Origin of the sequence: Cedecea sp. AS113, from assembly GCF_037152415.1 — a bacterium.
Taxonomy (GTDB): Bacteria; Pseudomonadota; Gammaproteobacteria; order Enterobacterales; family Enterobacteriaceae; genus Cedecea.
The window spans coordinates 79,002-99,273 of the sequence record NZ_JBBCMI010000015.1; the positions used below are offsets into that span (position 1 = coordinate 79,002).

The following is a 20,272-nucleotide window of genomic DNA, read 5'->3' on the forward strand; positions in this document are numbered from 1 at the left end:
CTGCTACGGTTGTGCACTGACTGAGTTTTTCTTTCTGCACAACACAGGTGAAAACAATGCCGGACGCCATCAAAGAGACCGATATCCACACAGTCGCTCAGAAACTCAATGCTATTGCCCAGAACGGGCTGACATACGCCAAAGATGTGTTTGACAAGGAACGCTATGAAGCCCTCCGTGACATCGCCGAAAACCTGCTCCGCTCCCGTTTTAACATTAATTCAGAAACCTTGAATCCTGTCTCTGAGTCCGGGTACGCCACACCGAAAACCGACGTTCGCGCTTTTATTATTCGCGACGGTAAGGTGCTGATGGTCAAAGAAGCGGAGGATGGGAAATGGAGCTTACCCGGCGGCTGGGCCGATGTGGGCGATACCCCGTCCGCTGCCGTCTGCCGGGAAGTAAGGGAAGAAACCGGGCTGGAAGTGAAGGTGACCAAACTGTTGGGCGTGTGGGACCGTAATCTGCACGGCCATCCCCCGCTGCCCTGGCACGTCTACAAGCTCATTTTTCTGTGTGAAGAAACCGGCGGCAACCTTGCCCTCAGCCAGGAATCCACCGATATCGGCTTCTTCGCCATTAACGATCTGCCGGAGCTATCGTTGACGCGCATTGTCCCGGAAGAGCTGATTGTCAGCATGGAAATTGCCACCAGCGATAGGCAACCGTGGTATGACTAGCAGCTTGACGCGAGCAAACAGGCAACTTCAGGCCCGCTATCATGACGATAAACAGGGCCTGAAACAGTAAGATCGGATTAAAGATTCGCGCTGCGTAAAGCGGTGCAAAAAGCGCAGTTGCAGCCCGCAATCGGGATGATTTTGGTGATGTCGTAGTTGGCTTCGGAAGGAATGGCATGCCCATGGGCGGCGTTATTGTTCACATTCGCCGTCTGTTCAGGGTGAACCGAGGAATTAGAAACGAATGCCGAGGCATGGAATGAGGTCGCTAACAGCGTTGCACCGACGATACTTAATACTTTCATTTTGTCACCCAGGCTAAAAACCAGACCATCACTCTAACGTGGGCAGATTTTGAACACCAGATGCCACGGCTGAAATAAAGTGTGCATATTTATGTCTAAACGTTCAGCACTGCATTATATCGATTAATGCCATTAATATTAATAAGTTACCATAAAATAACTCATCGCATTTTTGCAAATAAGCGCTGTTAGCTGTATAAATCCCGCCGCTGCGGGATTGTTATATCGTCCTGTTTTTATTCGGCAAATTTCAATAATGCCTCACCATCCAGGCGGTAGCGAACCCATTCCGATTGTGGCAACGCCCCGATGCTCAGATAAAAATCGATCGCGGGCTGGTTCCAGTCCAGGACAGACCACTCCAGGCGGCCACACTGCCGCTGCACCGCACACTGCGCGATATATTTCAGTAACGACCTTCCCGCTCCCCTGCCGCGATACTCAGGAGAGATATATAAATCCTCCATGTAAATACCGTTCCGCCCAAGCCAGGTCGAGTAGTTGGTGAAGAAAACGGCGTAACCGATAATTTTGCCTTCTGTCTCGCAGATCAACGCTTCAGTTTTACTGCCTGCGTCAAACAGCGTCGCCCGGATCTCCTCTGGCGTGGTGATCACTTCCTGGGGGGCTTTTTCATACACGGCCAGCTCATAGATCATGTCGTAAATAGCCTGAGCGTCTTCCGGGCGGGCCTGACGAATCGTCATACTCATTGGTTTTCCTGTTATTTCTGGATGGCGTTAACGTTGCTGGCCCCAAGCATAAAGGTTATTGTCAGGCGAATTAAGTGCAATGAAATCACCAGATGATGAATATTATGCATCCAACCTTAAGGCGTCTCGATTTAAACCTTTTGCCTGTTTTTGACGCGATTTATCGCCATCGTTCCGTCCGCCTGGCGGCCGATGAACTGGCGATGAGCACCTCGGCGCTTAGCCACGCGCTGTCGAGACTGAGAGCCTCGCTCAATGACCCGCTGTTTTACCGGGAAGGGCACCGGATGTGTCCCAGCGTGTATGCCACGCAGCTCGCCCCTTCTATTGCTTCGACGTTGAAATACCTGGATCAAGAGCTGACTCAGCAGCCGGAGTTTGACGCATCCCGGACGACAGAGCGCCTGCAGATAGCGATTACGGATTTTACCGCTTTTTGTATTTTCCCTGCCCTGATGCACAAACTGCAGCATGAAGCGCCCGGCCTGAGCTTCGAGTTACTTTACTTGCCTCATACACCGGCACTGACGGAGCTTCTGGCGGGCGAAGTGGATTTGGCGCTGGGGTTCAGTACCTCAGAAGATATCCGGCATCCGGAGCTGGAAGAGATTGGCTGGTTTACAGATGAGTATGTCGTCATCAGTCACCCAAGCCGGACACAACTGACATTTGAGGATTATCTCGCCGCAAGGCACATCGTTGTCACGCCGTGGAATGAGAAGCAAGGTGTGTTGGACAGGCAGCTTGAGCAAATGGGTTACACGCGGCAAATAGCCATCAAGACGCCATCTATGCTTAGCGCGCCGTTTATTGTGGCAGAAAGCAATCTGCTAATGGCGCTGCCGCGCTTTGCCGCTGAAAAACTGATGCCAGCCACGAATATAAAGATTTTTTCATTACCGTTCGAAATACGTCCGTTTGAAATAAAAATTTATTCACACAAACGAAGCGGGAAGCGGAGCGCGACCAACTGGCTGAAATCGAGGCTGCAAACGCTGGCGAAGGAGATAAACACCGGGCAGTGAAAGCTGTTCGGCGTTTAGCTCATCCCGCTTTACGCAGTCGGGTTACCAGGGCCTGAACCGCCGGGGATGTTTTTCCTGCCGAAGAACACACCAGGCCAAACTCGCGATGAAGCCCCGGCGTCAGCGGCACCACGCACAGGCCGCGCATATCTTCAGGCAGCGTGGACGCAGGCACTATCGCCACACCCATGTCTTCACGCACCAGCATACAGGCGCTGACCCAGTCCCGGACCGTGACGCGTACGTCAGACAAGCGCAAACCGGCCTCTGCCATTAAACTGCCGCCGTTTACCACACAGCCTCCAGTCGCCAGCACGAAGGGCTGCCCCGCCAACGCTTCAAGGGTTATTCCCCGGGATCTGGCCCCACGCGCCATGGCGTGGCTGGCAGGCAACACCGCCATCCAGGCATCCTGCCCGAGAATAACGTCAGCCCGGCCGGGAACGGGGTTCATCACCACACCCAGTTCGACGGTATCTGCGGCAATCCACTGCTCGACTTCTTCATCAATGCCTTCGAGTACCACGACCTCAATGCCGGGATGCAAACGCCTGAAGTCACGCAGCAGGCCGGGCAGCAGTGTCGATGTCACCGACGGGAAGCTGCCGAGGCGAATACGGCTCCCGCTTAAGTCCCGACACGACTCGGTCAGCGAGCGGATCGCCTCGAGATGCAGCTGCATACTCCTGGCATGAGCGATAACCTGCTCCCCCAGCGCGGTAACGCCAATGTTCCTGCGCTCGCGGGTAAAAACCGGGAACCCCAGGGAAGCTTCAAGCTGCGCGATGGCCTGGCTGGCACCTGACTGAGTCATGCCCACCTCCTCCGCCGCACGGGAAATGTTGCGGGCATCGGCCACCGCGACCAGCAACCGCCAGTGCAAAAGGTTCATCATCGTTATCAGTAGCTCAACTAATAGTTATTTAATGAATGATTAATTTTACAGAGGTGCCGGGCTAAATCATAGTGCATCCAGGTGCCGGGTCGCGCACTGTACACCTGTTTCCCCATTTTTGGAGATGCCATGAAACTGTATTACGCCCCAAAAGCTTGTTCGCTCTCGCCTCACATTATCCTGCGTGAATTAGAGCTGGAATTCGAACTCATCAAAGTGGATAACAAAACTAAACTCACCGCCGACGGGCGAGACTTTTTCACCGTCACGCCCAAAGGCTATGTTGCCGCGCTGGAGCTGGACAACGGAGAGATCCTGACGGAAGGCACGGCTATCGTGCAATACCTGGCCGATCTCCAGCCGGAAAAAGGGCTAGCGCCTCTGGCAGGAAGCTGGGCGCGGGTGAGATTGCAGGAGTGGCTGAATTTCATCACCAGCGAACTTCATACCGCGTCTGCCCCGCTGTTCAACGCTTCGCTGCCGGAAGAGGTTAAAACCATCTTCCGCGAAAAATTTTTCAAGCGGCTCGATTTTGTTCAGGACAAACTCTCGAAGACGGTTTATCTAACCGGCTCCACTTTTAGCGTGGCTGATGCCTATCTTTATACCGTCCTGAGCTGGGGCAAAATGTTATCAATCGACCTTAACCAGTGGCCCGCTATTACCCGTTATATGACGGCGATAAACGCGCGGCCAGCGGTGCAGGAAGCGCTGCGTGTGGAAGAAACTCACTGATCCCTTTTGCCCGCTGAACAGTGTTATCATCCGGGCCAGGCTAACAAACCCAGAGATAACCATGAACAACGAAATCGACCTGAAATATTACGACATCGCGGACGAGTACTCGACGGAAGCGGCAAAGCCCGTTGCCGAGGATGAGCGTGATGCCGTGGCGCACTATTTCCAGCTGCTGATTACCCGCTTAATGAATAACGAGGAAATCAGCGAGGAAGCGCAGGGTGAGATGGCCGTTGAGGCTGGCCTTGCCGAACAGCGCATTGACGAAATCGCTGAGTTTCTGAATCAGTGGGGCAACGAGTAATGTCTGCCACAACACGTTTCCCCGTCAGAACGGGCTGTCGCACCTGGCCGCCACCTGTTCGCCGCTGACGGGGTGAACAAAATGCAGTTCGCTGGCATGCAGCATCAGCCGAGGCGCTCGTTCGGTGCACGGCAACGCCAGCCCGCCATACAGATCGCAGCCCAGGATCGGGTGCCCAAGATATTGCGCATGGATGCGCAGCTGGTGGGTCCGTCCGGTTTCAGGCGCAAGCTGTACCCTCGTTAACGGCAGCCGAGCACCATTTTCAAGTTCCCGATAAATCCGCTCAACCACAGTGTAACGCGAGCGAGCAGGTTTGCCGCTGACGGCGCAAATCGACATCAGTGGAAACAGCGCCGGATCTTTGGCAATCGCCGCGTCGATCATTCCTTCCTCTTTTTCAAGATGCCCGCAAAGCAGCGCGGTATACACCTTGGCAACAGAACGCTGGCTGAACTGCTGGCAGAGCAACGCATTGATCGCCTTATTCAGCGCAATCACCATCAGCCCGGAGGTGCCGAAATCCAGGCGATGCACCAGCGTGCAGCCGGGGAATATCTTCACCAGCCGATGATGCACCGAGTCAAGATTCTGCGGGTTTTTCCCTGAAAGGCTGAGCAAGCCGGAAGGTTTATTGATCAACGCCAGATGCTCGTCCTGATAAAGAATTTCTATCTCATCAAAACAAGGCGGGGCAATAAACGTATCAATAATCGTAGACATTGGGCTGCCCGGCTGGAGAGTGGAGCCGGATGATAGCGAATTTCACGAGGCCAGGCGAATCTAACCCCGAAAAAGAGGGGCCATCAAGGCCCCTGTTTAAACTTATCTGGCTGAACTATTTGCCCTCGCCGGTTATCTTCTTCACCTCAGCTTCGGTTGCCGCAGGCGCACCGTTACCCCAGGAACCACGCACGTAGTTCACCACATCGGTCATCTCTTTGTCCGACAGCACGCCTTTATAGCCGGGCATCATGAACGGAATAGTGCCCTGGGTTTGCGGCGTGTGCGCCCCGTCGGCGATCACGCGGATAAGCGAGGACGGATCTTTCGCCATCACCGCCGAGTTGCCCACCAACGACGGCACGTTAAAGTCAGTCCCCTTCCCGTCCGGGCTGTGGCAGGTTGAGCAGTAGCGCATGTAGAGGGTTTTACCGTCGGACGGCTGAGAAACCACGGCAGCATTCACCGGCGTGGCGGCTGGTTTTTGCGGCTTGAAGTTGGCGATATACAGCGCGATAGCTTCCAGGTCGGCATCCGTCAGGTACTGGGTACTTTGGGTGACCACTTCCCCCATTGGCCCGGCAATAGCGTGATGCTGGCTGCGGCCTTTGCTCAGCAAGTCTTTCACTTCCTGGGTGGACATATTCATGCCGCGCAGGGAAGGCGCATACCAGCCGTCGATCATCGCCCCGCTCAGGAATTCCGGGCTGGAATCATCGTAGCCTTTCTCCTGCATCGCCATGCCGCGTGGAGTATGGCAGGCGCCGCAGTGGCCCGGCCCCTGCACCAGATAAGCGCCACGTTTAATTTTCTCCGCGTTATCCCCGCGGGCCTCAACCACCACGCCGCCGGATTTCACGTCATCCACGAACAGGCCGTTCCACACGCGCAGCGGCCAGCGGGCCGACAGCAGCAGCGGAATATCATTCTCTTTATTGGCGGTCGCCGCCGGGGCAACGTCCTTCATAAAGTAGTCGTACAGCGCCTTCACGTCTTCATCGGTCATTTTGGCGTAGGAAGGATAAGGCATCGCCGGGTAAAGGGCGTGACCATCTTTGGCTATCCCCTGGCGAACCGCCTTCTCGAAATCTTCGTAGCTGTAATCGCCAATGCCGTGGGTTTTGTCCGGCGTGATGTTGGTGGAGTAGATATCCCCCACCGGCGTAGAAAACTTTTTGCCTCCGGCCATCGGCTGGCCGCCGTCTACGGTGTGGCAGGCGACGCAGTCTGACGCGCGCGCCACATACTCACCTTGCGATACGGCAGCGTAGCCGCTGGCAGAAAAGAGGATCGAGATAGCCGCTAAAATACGTTTCATTTCCTGGTTACCCCATCACCACAAGTTCGTTGACCGCACGCCATGCCTGGTCGATAGCCGCGTGGGCGTAAGCGCTCCAGTCTGAGTCAGAGTTAGCAATCGTGATGCGGCCTATCGGCTGGCGGGCACGGTTGATAAGTTCCGGCATTTTCTCCATGTCATCGCTCAGGGCGTTAGCATAGTAGGCATAGCCGTGCGCCCAGCGGTTGACCGTGATGGCCGCAATATCGCGTTCGTGGTCAAAGCCGGTGTGGCCCAGCATCTCCTGCAGCTGAGAGCGGATCATCTGCTCGTGGGCTTCAAAGGTAGATCCCAGCAGGAATGCACGGCCCCGGCGGAACTGCTCGCGCGGAGACATGTTGCTGCCCGGATAAGTCGGCACATACACCATGTGGATACACATCGGGTCGTCCGGCGTTTGCGGGTGATGGTAGTCGCCCATGCTGACCGGGTAATCAAGCTTCACGCGGCTGTACGGCGCTGCCGGGGAATAGAATTCATGCACGCCGATGTTTTTGAAAGCACGCCAGTTGTTGACCACCACGTTGGTGTAGACCAGCGGCGCTTTGACGTTGAGGCGCAGATCTTCTTTCTGCTGCTCCGGTGCCTCCGGCACGATGTACGGGATCATCATGTTGTAGCCCGCCATAATGGCGTTGCGGCTCTTCACGCGGTGCAGCTTGCCGCTCTGATTGTTGATATAGCTCACCACCACGCCGTTATCGGCATTGGCGGCGTTAATCACGCTGCTGTTGAGCCGAATGCGGGTACCGTTTTCCGGCCTGTCCAGCAGCTCGTAGTGCAGCCTTGCGGTGACGGAATCTTCCATCGTACTGCCCGGCAGCGCGTCAGGAATCAGTTTTCGCACCATCAGGCGCGTCAGCCCGGCGTTGCCGTCCGGGAAGTGGTAAGTGTACGGCTCTTCAAGGTCGGCCAGCGCTTCGCCATCCAGCGGCGGCAACCCCATTGCCTCCATGCCCGGCAGCGCACAGGCGCGCGCGTCGCTGCAGCTCACGCCTTCAATCCCGATGGCAAAAAAGTCGTTGGTACGCTGCTGGAAGTACATCAGCGCCATTTTGCTTAAGCCGACTTTCTGCTCGAGGAACTCATGATAGCTGTGGACATCCAGCCATTCACTTTTCTGCTCGACCGTCATGCCCGGCAGGTAATCGGCAGGGTTGACGTGCAGATCCAGCAGCGCCTTGCGGTCTGCCTCGCTCAGCGGGAAGTCATTGATAAAGGCTTCGATGCTGCGGCCATTGAGCCTGTCCGGCGGAATATCGTCCGACACCGCGCGACCCGGGTCGCCGCTGACGATTTTGGTTTCACCGAAGTTCTTTTTGTCGAAGAACACGCCGCGGCTCAGGTTCTGGTCCGGGTAGAAAGTAGCGTCAAAGCTGCTTTTCATTCGCGTGATGCTGACGCCCAGGGAATCCATCAGGCCGTGAACCACCGGGCTGAAGTTGCTGTTCGGCGACTGGAATGATTCGCTGCCGCCGTAGCCCAGCAGCGTTTTGCCGCCGACGTTGAACTGGTTGCGCTTGGCGTGCCCGCCGAAGTCGTCATGGTTGTCGAGGATCAGGATTTTGGCCTCCTTCCCCATTTTTTCGCGCCAGAAGCAGGCTGCCGACAGGCCGCTGATCCCGCCTCCCACCACCACCAGGTCGTACTCTTCTTCTACCGGCAGCTTACCGAAGTCGAATTTTTCGTGCTCGCGCCCAAGGGCGTGCGCCATTTCGAACGAGCCAGGGTGGTTGCCGCGCAGACCAGTTAGCCCCGGCGGGTAGTAATCTGCATTTATCACGGCGCTGCCGGGTGCTTTGCCGTTTGCCCTCACCAGTTCCAGAGGCGTTAAACCAGAGACAATTGCAATTGCCATCCCGTTAAGAAAGTCACGTCGGGTAATAGACATAGATAACCTTTTTTATCAGTCCTTTATACCCGTCATACTTCAAGTTGCATGTACGTGACCTGCATCCGCTCACCTCAGTCACATAGTTATCTTTGCGCCTGAGGATTCACGGCCTTGGTGCCTTCCTGCAACTCGAATTATTTAGGGTATAGACATATTGTTAACCAAATGATAACAAACTCCCTGCCGCTTCGCTACGCGATAAGCCTGTTAACTATAGTGTCTTTTCTGGTAACGGGTTGCCGGTGCGCCGCCCGCGGGTAACGACCAGTAAGCGGCGTGCTGCGGGCTATTGCCGAGGTTTGAGCTCTTCGTCGAGTTTCTTCGAGTCGTAGTAATCGCCCTGCCAGGTAATTTTGCCGTGGCTGACTTTGATAAAGCTCACGCCTTCAAACTTGATCGGGTTGTTGGTTGCCGGGCTGCCGCCCCACTCGCCGCTGTTGGTGCCGGTGAACGTCCAGCGGAAAGCGATAGTGTCGTGGTTATAAACCGGCTCGCTGGTCATCTGCCAGTGCAGGTCCGGCACCGCTTTAATAAACGCGCCAATCACCTCTTTCTCGGCTTTCTCTTTCCCTTCAACCGGTGTGCCGACGGCGGCGTCGTAATAAACCATATCGCTGGCAAGATACTGGGCCGCCTGCCCGGCCTGGTGGGCATTCCACGCGGCCATATAATTTTTCACGACGGAAAGCGGAGCGCTTTCGGCCAGCGCCAGGGTTGAAAAGAAAAACAGCGACAGCGCAACAGCATTAACTCTTTTCATCGCAGGGATCCTTATTCAGTGATATCGCACATAATGTGTTTGAGGCGGGTGTATTCGTCGAGGGAGTAAGACGAAAGGTCTTTGCCGTAGCCGGACTTTTTAAATCCGCCGTGGGGCATTTCCGCGCAAAGCGGGATATGGTTGTTGATCCACACGGTGCCGAAATCGAGACGGGTGCTAAAGCGCTGCGCCCGGCTGTGGCTGCTGGTCCAGACGCTTGCCGCCAGGCCGTATTCCACGTCGTTGGCTCTGCTGAGCGCCTCTTCTTCGCTGCTGAAAGACTGGATAGTCATCACCGGGCCAAAAACTTCATGCTGGATGGCCTCATCGCGCTGCTTCAGCCCGGAAATGATCGTCGGCTCAAAGTAGTAGCCGGGGCCCGCGCCCTTTTTGCCGCCGGTTTCAATTTTTGCATGGGCAGGCAGCCGTTCAATAAAGCCCGTCACCTGCTCCAGCTGGTTGCGGCTGTTGAGGGCGCCATACAAAGCCTCGCGATCGTCTGGCTCGCCGAAGGTGATTGATTTGGTTTTCTGAATCAGCTTTTCAAGGAAAGCGTCGTAGGCGGAGGCTTCAACGATGATACGCGTGGCAGCGGTGCAATCCTGCCCGGCATTAGAGAAACCGGCGGCGGTAATCACCTCGACCGCTTTGTTCATGTCCGCATCGGCAAACACCACCACCGGCGCCTTGCCACCCAATTCGAGATGTGCTTTGGTCAGGTTGGCGGCAGCAGAGGCGGCAACCTGCAGCCCGGCGCGAACGGAACCGGTAATCGACACCAACGAGGCTTCCGGGTTGGATACCACCAGCGAGCCCGTCCCCGCTTTGCCCAGCACCACGTTGAATGCGCCCTGTGGGAACAAAGGTGCCGCAATTTCGGCCAGAATCAGCGTGCTGATAGGCGTCGTATCGCTCGGTTTCAGCACCACGGTGTTGCCCGCCGCAAGCGCCGGAGCGATTTTCCAAACGGCCATCATGAATGGGTAGTTCCACGGCGTCACCTGCCCGACAATCCCCAGCGGTTCACGGCGAATGGTTGAGGTAAACCCGGCGGCATATTCCCCGGAAGCTTTCCCCTCAAGGCAACGGGCCGCCCCGGCAAAGAAGCGGATAGCGTCGCAGGACGCCGCGATTTCATCGCGCTCGATAAAGTGTTTAAGCTGCCCCGTTTCCTGACTTTGCACCTCCACAATCCGCGCGGCATTACGTTCAATTTCATCGGCAAGTTTCAGCAAGGCACGCTGCCGCTCGGACGGCAGGGAATGTTTCCATACCGTGAACGCCGCTTTTGCCGCCGCGTAAGCCTGGTTAACTTCTTCCGCGCCGCCGTCAGGGGATTGCGCATAAACCTCGCCGTTGACCGGGCTGACCAGGTCAAACAATGTGGCTGGCTGGCCCGCCACATAGTGCCCGTTGATAAAATGCTTCAGGGTTTGCATCGCCTTTTCCTCAGATTAAACATAAACAATATTATGTAATATCTTTTGAGTGGCGACTTTTCAATCTGCGCTTGATAGCAACATGATCGACCCCACAATTTAACAATATTTTTACATTGCGATGCCGGGCAAGCGGTGAAAACCGCCGTTTCTGGTAGCCTGTCGATGCCTTTCTTAAAGGCCCGGGCTGTGCTATCAATAACCGTTGATTCAGGGAATTTTAATCAGAGAGCACTATGATTACTCACGCAGTAATATTCGCACCTATAGGACAGGCAAGTCGATCCGATCAAATTGTGCAGCGGCTTTCAAATGCAATTATTACTGGTTTGCTTGAGGCAAATGAGCAGCTTCCTAATGAAGCCGACCTTGCCAAAATGATGGGCGTTTCCCACATAACAATACGCGAAGCCTTAAATACTCTGCGGGCGAATAATTTAATCCACACCGTTCGTGGGCGAAATGGCGGCAGCTTTGTTTGCGAAAATAGCGGCGAATTTCAGACGCCACTCCACCCTTTTAAGACCATCAGCTCAGACTATATTTCTGACCTCGGCGAAATGCATTGCGCCATAATTAGCCACAGCGCCAAACTGGCCTCCAGACGCATGACCAGCGCGGATATCACCCGGCTGCGGGAGTTTGTTGCCGCACTGAAATCGGCCAGCACGCCGGAGCTAAAAACTCAGGCAGATATGCGCTGCCTGCTGGCACTTTCCGCCAGTTCTCAGTCCGCAAGGCTTGCCAACCAGGAACTGCTGCTGCAGGCCGAATGGGCTTCACTGGTGGCCATTCTTTACCGTGATGAAGCCATTCATCGGGAAGTGATTGATGTTTATACCGAATTGATCGCCGCGCTAGAAACCCATCACGAGCAGGAGGCGGTGCGATTAGCCACGCAACTCATCGACACCTTCACCTTCTATCTCATTGAAAGCAAATTAAAATATAAATAAAACTGACACAACAACACGGGCATCGCCATGAATGTACCTGCAAGCCTCATCCCTTTTACCCGTAAGATTGACGACATCCTTACCACCACCATCCAGGCAACCATTGCGCTTGCCGGGCAGGTTGAGTCCACGCTGGCAGCGTTTCACGGCGGCGATCATAAATTGCTGCTGGATCCCGCGGTAAAGCAAGCCATCCAGGAACACATCAAAGAGGCGCTGAACGAAACGCCTTATTGCTCAGGCTCTGGCTTTGCCAGCCACATTGCAGGCAGCACGGAAGAGAAAGAGTACTGGCTGCTGGAGTGGTGGTACAAAAAGGCCGACGGCGTGAAAAAGGTGAATCTCGACCTGGATCAGGCCACCCAGCAGCGGCTGGATTTCAGGACCTTTGAGTGGTTTAAAGATGCTCAGGAAAACGGCCAGGCGTATATTCACGGCCCTTATGTCGATTACGTTTGTAATACGTCTTATACCTTAACCTCTGCGATGCCGGTTTATTTGCACCAGCGTTTTATTGGCGTGGCGGCAATTGATGTGCTGGTCAGCGAAGTAGAGGAAGAATTACTTCCGCTGTTCAATAACCACAGAGTTATGCTGACTAATTTAGATAAGCGGATTATTTTCTCTACTTATCCTAAATACCGCGTGGGTGAATTACTGAATACCGCTGAGGCAGTTGAAGTCTATAACACAGAATACTGCACGTTATATGAGCTGATTAAAAAAGGGTCATAAGACCCTTTAATAGTGTGGATAAATGCATACAAAAAAAGGGCCATAAGGCCCTTTGGATTAATACTCGCGGGAAAGATTTAGTCGTTTGGCGTATTCAATGGCGTCATTTTCAGGCGCATCAGAATGGCCGAACGGTCTGGCAATCGTCATGTAAACCAGCCCCGAGCCGATGACCAACGCCAGGCCAATCAGCACCGTCCAGCGGTCAATAAAGGTTGCGCTGTCCGCAGGCTGGGCCAACAGCCAGATCCCGCCGATACCGTAGGCCAGCGCCAGCACATTCACCAGCGTGCCCCATGCCCCCAGCGTCCATTCTCCCGCAGGCTTCCAGCCCTTAAGGCGCTGGCGCAGCGCGGCCAGAATCACCATCTGGAAGGAGACGTATATCCCTATCACGGCAAACGCGGTGATGCGAGCAAGGTTATCCGGCTGGAAGTAGACCCAGACGCAAATCACCATCGGCAGCAGGCAGCTCACCAACATCGCGTTGTCCGGCACGTTATGCTTCGAGATCTTCGCCATCCACTCGCTGCCCGGCAGCATTTTGTCGCGGGAGAACGAGAAGATCAGGCGGCTCAGCGCGGCCTGAAGCGACAGGATGCAGGAGAGCATCGCCACAATGGCAATCACGATAAACAGCATGGCGCCCTTCTCGCCCAGCGCATCGTTCAGAATCGCCGGGATCGGATCGGCTATTTTGCCGTTCACAATGTTCATCAGATCCGGGGATGACAGCAGGTAACCCAGAATGGAGATCACCGCAGAGATCGCGCCGAAAACGATACTGAGGATCATCGCCACCGGGATCTTACGCCCCGGGTTTTTCACCTCTTCCGCCACGTTGCCGCAGGCTTCAAAGCCGAAGAACATAAACAGCCCCATCAGCGACGCCGACATAAAGGCCGTGCCGTAGCTGCCGTCTTTTGCCAGCGCGCCCATGGCGTCAAACACCACGGAGAAAGGCTGATTGCGGTGGAAAATCAGCAGGTAAATGCCGAGCGCAATCACGCTGATAATTTCGCACCAGAACCCGAAGCGGGCGACCCTCGCCAGGTTTTTCGTCCCGGACATGTTGACGCCCATCATGATGGTGAGCAGCACCACGGAAGTGAGCAGCATCGCAATTGGCGTATCGCCGTAATGGAAAAGCGAGGCGACGAAGGTGGAGGTGTATTCCACAATAGACGTAATGGTCACCACCAGCGCCCAGAGGTAAATCCACGCGGCAATCCAGGCGTATTTCTTCCCCCACAGCCTTCTGGCCCACGGATATAGCCCGCCGGTGATGGGATACTGCGAAGCCACCTCGCCAAACACCAGGGCAACCAGCAGCTGCCCGCAGGCGGCAATCAGAATCCACCAGATGGCTGGCGGCCCGGCGAGGGTTATCGCCAGCGCAAACAGGGAATACACGGCGGTCAACGGCGAGAGGTAGGTAAAACCGAGCGCAAAGTTAGACACCAGGCCGATGGAGCGGTTGAACTGCTGGCCCTTCTCCGGCAGGGAATCGGTATTTTTTGTAGCAGATGTCTGTTCCATATGTCTTTCTCTTTAGGGGGCATAGTTGCAGGCAATGGCTACATTTTATAAAACATATTAAGTTATATGTATATTGTGCTTTGTCACAGTTTTGTTAGATATAATGTTATTATATTGTTAACAATAAAAGACAGAAGAAGAGTGAATGAAAGCAATTTCAGAGGTGGAAAAAGCGCCAGCCACAATGTACGCGGAGAGCCGGTCACCCCGCACTCCGCCTGCAGCGCAAAACGCGTTTATCTGGCAAAAGCCTGCACCTCTATTTCCTGAGAAATAAACAGATTGCGGATTGCCTGCGCCATAGCAAGCGCCCCCGCGCTATCGCCGTGCACACAAATGGAGTCGGCCTGGATGGGGGTAAATACGCCTTCGATTGACTCCACGCCACCCTCAGTAATCAGCTGCAGCATACGTGCGGCAACCTGCCCGGCATCGTGTAACACGGCACCAGGTTCACGTCTTGACACCAGAGAACCATCAGCATGATAGGCCCGGTCGGCAAAGGCTTCGCTGACGGTCGCCACCCCTTTTTGCTGCGCCCATGCCAGCAGGGGCGAGCCCGCCAGCACCACCAGCGGCAAGGAGGCGTCAAACGCCAGAATGGCATCCAGCACCGCTTCGGCCTGGCGCTTGTCATGCGCGATGGTGTTATACAGCGCCCCATGCGGTTTCACATACAGGACACGCGTTCCCACTGCCTGTGCCAGCCCCTGTAGCGCGCCAATCTGGTAAATGACGTCTGCCGTCAGTTCGTCGCTGGCAATATCCATATTGCGCCGGCCAAACCCGACGAGATCCGGATACGCCACGTGCGCGCCCACGGCAACGCCCTGAGCTTTTGCGGCGCGAAGTGTTTCGAGCATGCCCGCAGGCGATCCGGCGTGAAAACCACAGGCCACGTTGGCACTGCTGACAATTTGCAGGATCGCGGCATCATCCCCCATTGTCCACTGCCCGAAGCTTTCACCTAAATCACTGTTTAAATCGATGTTTTTTTTCATAGTCAGCCTTTACGCAGCGGCTCATTTTTCATCAGCAGCGCGAGGACAAAGCCCAGCACCACAACGCCCGCCGAAATTATAAACACGGAATGAATCGCTGAGCCAAAAGCCTGCAGATAATCGTTACGGATCGCTACGGGCAGTTCGTGTACCGCCTGCGCGCCAAGCTGGCGCGGCAATTGAGTCCCCTCCGGGATCAGCGTCTCAAGATTACTGCGCAGCACGGAGGTAAAACCGCGCCAAACGCAGCCACGCCAATTGAACCACCAATGGAGCGAAACAGCGTCGCGCTTGAGGTCGCTACCCCGATAAGTTTTATTTCCACGCTGTTCTGCACGGCCAGCACCAATACCTGCATCACCATGCCGAGTCCCAGCCCTAAAAGACCAACGTACAGATAAAGCGTGGTCAGCGGCGTCTCCAGCTTTAGCGTACCGAGCAGCGCCATCGCGATAAAACTTAACAGCGTTCCGATAATGGGAAAAATGCGGTAGCGGCCTATTTTACTGATGATGCGCCCGCTGATGATTGAGGTCAGGATAAGTCCCCCCATCAGCGGCAGCATTTGCATCCCCGCCTGGGACGGCGTTGAGAACTTTACCACCTGCAGATAAAGGGGCAAAAAGGTCATCGAGCCAAACAGCGACATGCCGATAATAAACCCAATCAGGCAGCTCAATAAAAAAGTACGGTTGCGGAACAGGAGCAGCGGGATCATCGGCTCAATCGCCAGTCGCTCTTCATAAATAAAGCCAATGAGCGCCACGACAAAGAACGCAAAGATGCACCACAGCTGCGGATCAGTCCACGCCATGACCGTGCCGCCTTCGCTGGTGAATAAAATCAGGCAGGTCAGAGAAATTGTCAGGTAGCCCGCGCCAAGAAAATCAATTTGATGCCTAATTCGCGCCGTCTGGGATTTCAGCACCGCGCCGATAACCAGCAGGGCAAAAATCCCCAGCGGCAGGTTGATATAGAAAATCCAACGCCAGGAAAAATGTTCAACCAGAAAACCGCCAATCAGCGGGCCAATGACCGTCGCCAGGCCGAAAACACCGCCAAAAAGCCCCTGATATTTGCCGCGTTCGGCGGGCGGGATCACGTCGCCCACCGCCGCCATGGTGACCACCAGCAGCCCGCCGCCGCCCAGTCCCTGGAGCGCGCGCATTAAAATAAGCTGCGTCATGTTTTGCGCGAGGCCGCACAGCGCGGAGCCAAGGAGAAAGACCACAATCGCCGTTTGCAATACAACTTTGCGCCCGAGCAGGTCGCCAAACTTGCCGTAGAGCGGCACGACTATCGTGGAAGCCAGTAGATACGCAGTGACAACCCAGGAAAGCCTGTCCAGGCCGCCCAATTCACCCACGATAGTCGGCAAAGCCGTAGAAACGATGGTTTGGTCCAGCGCGGCCAGCAGCATGACGAGCATAAGCGCCGCGAACAGCAGGCGGACGGAGGTTGTTTGCGGCGAGCCAGACGAAGCAGTTTCGGTCGTTGTCATGGTCGTTTTCATTAAGGGGAATAAGTTCGCCCTGGCGATTTGCTGAGAGTGTAAAGATACCTGCTTAACCGCCGCCTGAATTGCATCCAAACTCTGAAAAGCGCGATTAATCCGTTACTGGCAAATTCACCCTGTCGCCTCGGGTCGTTGGCTGCGAGATAACAAGAAATTCAACCTCGTTATCGGAATCATTGCGAGCCTGATGTTTTGCCTGCGGCGGAATCGGGATCCCCTTCCCCGCGGGCACAACGTAGCGCTCGCCTTCCAGCTCCATCGTCAATGCCCCGGTTAACACAAAAAAGAATTGCTGCGCCACGGAATGGTAGTGCCTTTGTTCCGTCCGCCCCGGCGGCATACGTTCATGAATCACGCTCAAAGCAGGATCTTTTAACAGATGCCATCCATCACAGTCTGTTCCCCACAAATAGTGTTCCGCATTTTCTTTTGAAACGATCATCTTTCCCCCCTGTTCAGCGAAAAAAATTAATAAAATTTAGCGTAAGCAAAAATACTTATTTTTAGACAAAAAATATCACTAAAAATGCGATATATCTTAATGTTTTTAATGAAGTAAATAAGGGATCACCCACACCTAATTAAAGTTCAAAAAACAGACAACTGTCACAATTTTGAGACACTTGTTTTCATTTTTAATTTGGGAGTACATTAGCGCCGTCCGGGTAAGGTTTTACCTCCGAATACCAGATGAAGCGGCACCCTAAAAGCAGTTTGCGGCTTCAGCTTATTATGTACCTGTTGAGATGCGCGTCAGCGCGGAGCGATGTGAAGTGAAATATTTTCTGATGGGTATTTCTGTGATTGTTGTGTTGTGGGCCGGCACCTTCTTCCTGATGGTTGAATAAGCCTTCACAAACAGCAGCGCAAAAAGAACAGGAGCCAAAGGGCTCCTGTTTTCGTTTCATTATTCGGCGTTTTCCGCCGCGTTTTTCGGCAGCGGTGGCAGCAGCCCGTCAGCCCTGAACATCGCCTTAATACCGCGCACGGCCTGACGGATACGATCCCGGTTTTCAATCAGCGCGAAGCGAACGTGAGTGTCACCGTAGTCGCCGAAGCCAATCCCCGGTGAAACGCAAACTTTCGCTTCCTGCAGCAGCTTTTTGGCGAACTCCAGCGAACCCATCGCCGCGTAATGTTCAGGAATTTTTGCCCAGACGTACATGGACGCTTTCGGGCATTCCACCATCCAGCCCGCTTCATGTAACCCTTTTACCAGTACGTCCCGACGGCGTTTGTATTGCTCTGCGATATCACGCACGCACTGCTGATCGCCTTCAAGGGCAGCAATCGCCGCCACCTGCAGCGGCGTAAAGGTGCCGTAATCGTGGTAGCTCTTGATACGTGCCAGCGCGCTGACCAGTTCCTGGTTACCGACCATAAAGCCGATCCGCCAGCCCGCCATGTTGTAGCTTTTTGACAGCGTGAAGAACTCAACGGCCACGTCGCGCGCACCGGGCACTTCCATAATGGAAGGCGCTTTCCAGCCGTCATAGACAATATCGGCGTAGGCCAGATCATGAATCACCAGCACGTCGTACTGCTTCGCCAGGGCAACAACCTTCTCGAAAAACGCCAGCTCCACGCACTGGGCGGTTGGGTTAGACGGAAAGCCGAGGATCATCATTTTCGGTTTCGGGTAACTTTCGCGAATCGCCCTCTCCAGCTCGGCAAAGAAGTCCACGCCTTCCACCAGCGGCACGGAGCGAACCTGCGCCCCGGCGATCACCGCCCCGTAAATATGAATTGGGTAGCTTGGGTTCGGCACCAGCACGGTATCCCCGTGATCCAGCGTAGCCAGCATCAGGTGCGCCAGCCCTTCCTTCGAGCCAATGGTCACAATGGCTTCGCTTTCCGGGTCGATATCCACGTCGTAGCGATCTTTGTACCAGCGAGAAATGGCGCGGCGCAGACGAGGAATGCCTCGCGAAGTGGAATACCCGTGCGTGTCTTCACGCTGGGCCACGGTGCAAAGTTTCTCGACGATGTGCGGCGGTGTCGCCCCGTCCGGGTTGCCCATGCTGAAATCAATAATGTCTTCGCCGCGGCGTCGCGCAGCCATTTTCAGCTCGGCAGTGATGTTAAAAACGTAAGGGGGTAAGCGATCGATACGCGAAAAACGACGTTTTGGACTGGAGTCAGCCATAAATTCCTCAGAGTAACGTGAGCGCCCGGACCGTCCGAGCGACGCTGCCACGTGATGTGGCCTGTTTTGAAAATAGCCTGAATAAAAATCGCCTGTCGAGGGGGAAATGAAAATATTTTTTCCGCGGCACAAAACGGGAAGTTTCGAATAAAACACATCACTATTTCATTTAATAATTCAGGCATACATTAACCAGGTAGCAACAACTCAGTAACTTATTCTCTGAAAGAGGGCGTCACCTATGCACCTGGACATTAACGATCTGCCAAAAGCTATCCGCGAGATAAAACAAAAGCTGCGCCGCGATCTGCCCCACTATCAATCGGCGTTTACCGAACTTGAAGCCAATATTCGCCAGCAGATCGAAACGATCCGCGAAGAAATGGCGCGCGGCGAGAACCCTGTTCCGCAGCTCGACGCCGACGACATTCTTCAGGGCCGCGTGAGCGAGCAACAAAAAGCGCTGATTCGCCAGCGCGGCTGCTGCACGATCCGGGGCGTTTTCCCGCAGGAACAAGCTCGTGGCTGGAATGAAGAGATCGGCAATTATCTGGCACGAAATCATTTTGTCGAACGCCTGAAAAATGCGGCGGAAGACAACTATTTCGGCACGCTTGCCGACAGTAAGCCGCAGATTTACGGCATTTACTGGTCTAAACCACAAACCGAAGCCCGCCAGCATGAGCGTATGAAAGCGGTGCAGGTGTTCCTCAATAATCTGTGGCAAACGGAAAGCCACGGCAGGCAACACTTCGATCCAAATCGCGTCGTTTCTTACGCGGATCGTACTCGCCGTCGCCCGCCCCGCTCAAGCTCGCTGGGGCTTTCTCCGCACGTTGACGGCGGATCGGTTGAGCGCTGGCTGGACGAAAACTTCCGCCACGTTTACCGCCACGTATTTTCCGGTAACTGGAAAGATTACGATCCGTTTGCCGCCGAAGGCAGAACGGAAGTAAGGGAGTTCCCGTCCCCTGCGGTTTGTTCGATGTTCCGTACTTTCCAGGGCTGGACGGCGCTCACGCCCCAGCGCAAACACGGTGGCACGCTAAATTTGCTGCCGGTGGCGAATGCCATGGCCTGGATCCTGCTGCGGGCGCTGCAGGACGATGTACCAGAGGAATCGTTGTGCGAAGCTAAGCCAGGCAGAGCATTATCCATTAACAAAGAGTGGCATCCCCTTTTACTGACTGGGATTTCCTCAATTCCCGATATGGAGCCGGGCGATACCGTTTTCTGGCACTGCGATGTGATTCATGCCGTCGAGAACGAGCACCTCGGTGAGTTCGATAGCAACGTGATGTACATCGCCGCCGCGCCGTGGTGCGAGAAGAATGCCGGGTACCTGCCGCGCCAGTGGGACGCATTTGTTGAGGGTAAAACGCCGCCGGATTTCGCCGCCGATGATTTTGAGGTGGATTTTGCTGGTCGTGCGACCACGCAGGATTTGACGCCTGCTGGGCGGGAACAGCTTGGCGGGAAGTAATGATCCTCACCCAGGCCCTCTCCCTGGAAGGGAGAGGCAATAAACCATGTTCCTCGTCACCTATTTTCTCCCTGCCCCTTT

The 20,272-nt window shown here is 54.8% G+C and carries 20 protein-coding genes and 1 pseudogene; 8 read left to right on the top strand and 13 right to left on the bottom strand.

Translation table 11 applies throughout. From position 1 onward, the window contains the following. Window positions 1-56: 56 nt before the first annotated feature. Complete coding sequence (locus WFN87_RS17285; RefSeq protein WP_336983433.1) at window positions 57-680, top strand: NUDIX hydrolase; 624 nt, start codon at window positions 57-59, stop codon at window positions 678-680. A 77-nt stretch (window positions 681-757) separates the two neighbouring features. On the opposite strand, the gene WFN87_RS17290 is transcribed toward WFN87_RS17285, so the two are convergent. Continuing rightward, on the bottom strand, window positions 758-985 hold the full coding sequence (locus WFN87_RS17290) for a hypothetical protein (RefSeq protein ID WP_336983434.1): 228 nt from the start codon (window positions 983-985) through the stop codon (window positions 758-760). A 236-nt stretch (window positions 986-1,221) separates the two neighbouring features. Next, on the bottom strand, window positions 1,222-1,698 hold the full coding sequence (locus tag WFN87_RS17295; protein WP_336983435.1) for a GNAT family N-acetyltransferase: 477 nt from the start codon (window positions 1,696-1,698) through the stop codon (window positions 1,222-1,224). A 92-nt stretch (window positions 1,699-1,790) separates the two neighbouring features. On the opposite strand from WFN87_RS17295, the gene WFN87_RS17300 reads away from it, so the two are divergent. After that, entirely contained in the window at window positions 1,791-2,723 is a 933-nt protein-coding gene (locus WFN87_RS17300; RefSeq protein ID WP_336983436.1) for a LysR family transcriptional regulator, read from the top strand. 19 nt (window positions 2,724-2,742) lie between these two features. On the opposite strand, the gene WFN87_RS17305 is transcribed toward WFN87_RS17300, so the two are convergent. After that, window positions 2,743-3,618: a LysR family transcriptional regulator gene (locus WFN87_RS17305; protein WP_336983437.1), complete on the bottom strand. Its 876-nt coding sequence runs from the start codon at window positions 3,616-3,618 to the stop codon at window positions 2,743-2,745. A 129-nt stretch (window positions 3,619-3,747) separates the two neighbouring features. On the opposite strand from WFN87_RS17305, the gene gstA reads away from it, so the two are divergent. Both gstA and WFN87_RS17315 read left to right on the top strand, forming a co-directional pair. Then, window positions 3,748-4,353 (top strand): glutathione transferase GstA, encoded by a 606-nt coding sequence (gstA, locus tag WFN87_RS17310; protein ID WP_336983438.1) that lies wholly within the window; start codon window positions 3,748-3,750, stop codon window positions 4,351-4,353. Window positions 4,354-4,414: 61 nt separating this feature from the next. Then, window positions 4,415-4,660, top strand: coding sequence for a DUF2543 family protein (locus tag WFN87_RS17315; RefSeq protein WP_008459646.1), 246 nt, complete (start codon window positions 4,415-4,417; stop codon window positions 4,658-4,660). A gap of 24 nt (window positions 4,661-4,684) precedes the next feature. Here the strand turns inward: WFN87_RS17315 and WFN87_RS17320 are convergent, their stop codons facing one another. The 5 genes from WFN87_RS17320 to WFN87_RS17340 form a co-directional block, all read right to left on the bottom strand. After that, a complete protein-coding gene (locus tag WFN87_RS17320) occupies window positions 4,685-5,383 on the bottom strand; it encodes an RluA family pseudouridine synthase (protein WP_336983439.1) in 699 nt (232 codons plus the stop codon). A 115-nt stretch (window positions 5,384-5,498) separates the two neighbouring features. After that, complete coding sequence (locus WFN87_RS17325) at window positions 5,499-6,701, bottom strand: cytochrome c (RefSeq protein ID WP_336983440.1); 1,203 nt, start codon at window positions 6,699-6,701, stop codon at window positions 5,499-5,501. A 7-nt stretch (window positions 6,702-6,708) separates the two neighbouring features. Next, window positions 6,709-8,613 carry an FAD/NAD(P)-binding protein gene (locus WFN87_RS17330; RefSeq protein ID WP_336983441.1) on the bottom strand — a complete coding sequence of 635 codons (1,905 nt, stop codon included), beginning with the start codon at window positions 8,611-8,613 and terminating at the stop codon, window positions 6,709-6,711. A gap of 289 nt (window positions 8,614-8,902) precedes the next feature. Continuing rightward, window positions 8,903-9,376, bottom strand: a complete 474-nt coding sequence (locus WFN87_RS17335) for an ester cyclase (protein ID WP_008459641.1) — start codon at window positions 9,374-9,376, stop codon at window positions 8,903-8,905. 11 nt (window positions 9,377-9,387) lie between these two features. Further along, window positions 9,388-10,815, bottom strand: a complete 1,428-nt coding sequence (locus WFN87_RS17340; RefSeq protein WP_336983442.1) for a gamma-aminobutyraldehyde dehydrogenase — start codon at window positions 10,813-10,815, stop codon at window positions 9,388-9,390. A gap of 236 nt (window positions 10,816-11,051) precedes the next feature. On the opposite strand from WFN87_RS17340, the gene WFN87_RS17345 reads away from it, so the two are divergent. After that, complete coding sequence (locus WFN87_RS17345) at window positions 11,052-11,771, top strand: FadR/GntR family transcriptional regulator (RefSeq protein ID WP_166872048.1); 720 nt, start codon at window positions 11,052-11,054, stop codon at window positions 11,769-11,771. Between the two features lie 27 nt (window positions 11,772-11,798). Then, window positions 11,799-12,506, top strand: a complete 708-nt coding sequence (locus WFN87_RS17350) for a cache domain-containing protein (protein WP_336983443.1) — start codon at window positions 11,799-11,801, stop codon at window positions 12,504-12,506. Window positions 12,507-12,563: 57 nt separating this feature from the next. Here WFN87_RS17350 and WFN87_RS17355 read toward each other — a convergent pair whose 3' ends face one another. The 4 genes and pseudogenes from WFN87_RS17355 to WFN87_RS17370 form a co-directional block, all read right to left on the bottom strand. Then, entirely contained in the window at window positions 12,564-14,045 is a 1,482-nt protein-coding gene (locus WFN87_RS17355; RefSeq protein WP_336983444.1) for an APC family permease, read from the bottom strand. Between the two features lie 236 nt (window positions 14,046-14,281). Next, complete coding sequence (locus WFN87_RS17360; RefSeq protein WP_336983445.1) at window positions 14,282-15,046, bottom strand: LamB/YcsF family protein; 765 nt, start codon at window positions 15,044-15,046, stop codon at window positions 14,282-14,284. 2 nt (window positions 15,047-15,048) lie between these two features. Next, window positions 15,049-16,547: pseudogene (locus WFN87_RS17365) on the bottom strand (MDR family MFS transporter). A 106-nt stretch (window positions 16,548-16,653) separates the two neighbouring features. Next, entirely contained in the window at window positions 16,654-17,004 is a 351-nt protein-coding gene (locus WFN87_RS17370; RefSeq protein ID WP_008459634.1) for a cupin domain-containing protein, read from the bottom strand. Between the two features lie 346 nt (window positions 17,005-17,350). Between WFN87_RS17370 and ypdK the strand changes: the two genes are divergently transcribed. Then, complete coding sequence (gene ypdK, locus WFN87_RS24165; protein ID WP_154188806.1) at window positions 17,351-17,410, top strand: membrane protein YpdK; 60 nt, start codon at window positions 17,351-17,353, stop codon at window positions 17,408-17,410. Window positions 17,411-17,469: 59 nt separating this feature from the next. Here ypdK and alaC read toward each other — a convergent pair whose 3' ends face one another. Then, the gene (gene alaC, locus WFN87_RS17375) at window positions 17,470-18,708 is read right to left on the bottom strand and encodes an alanine transaminase (protein ID WP_008459632.1); all 1,239 of its coding nucleotides are present in this window, start codon (window positions 18,706-18,708) and stop codon (window positions 17,470-17,472) included. Window positions 18,709-18,949: 241 nt separating this feature from the next. Here alaC and WFN87_RS17380 point away from each other — a divergent pair, with 241 nt between their 5' ends. Next, entirely contained in the window at window positions 18,950-20,191 is a 1,242-nt protein-coding gene (locus tag WFN87_RS17380; protein ID WP_336983446.1) for a DUF1479 domain-containing protein, read from the top strand. Window positions 20,192-20,272 lie beyond the last annotated feature (81 nt).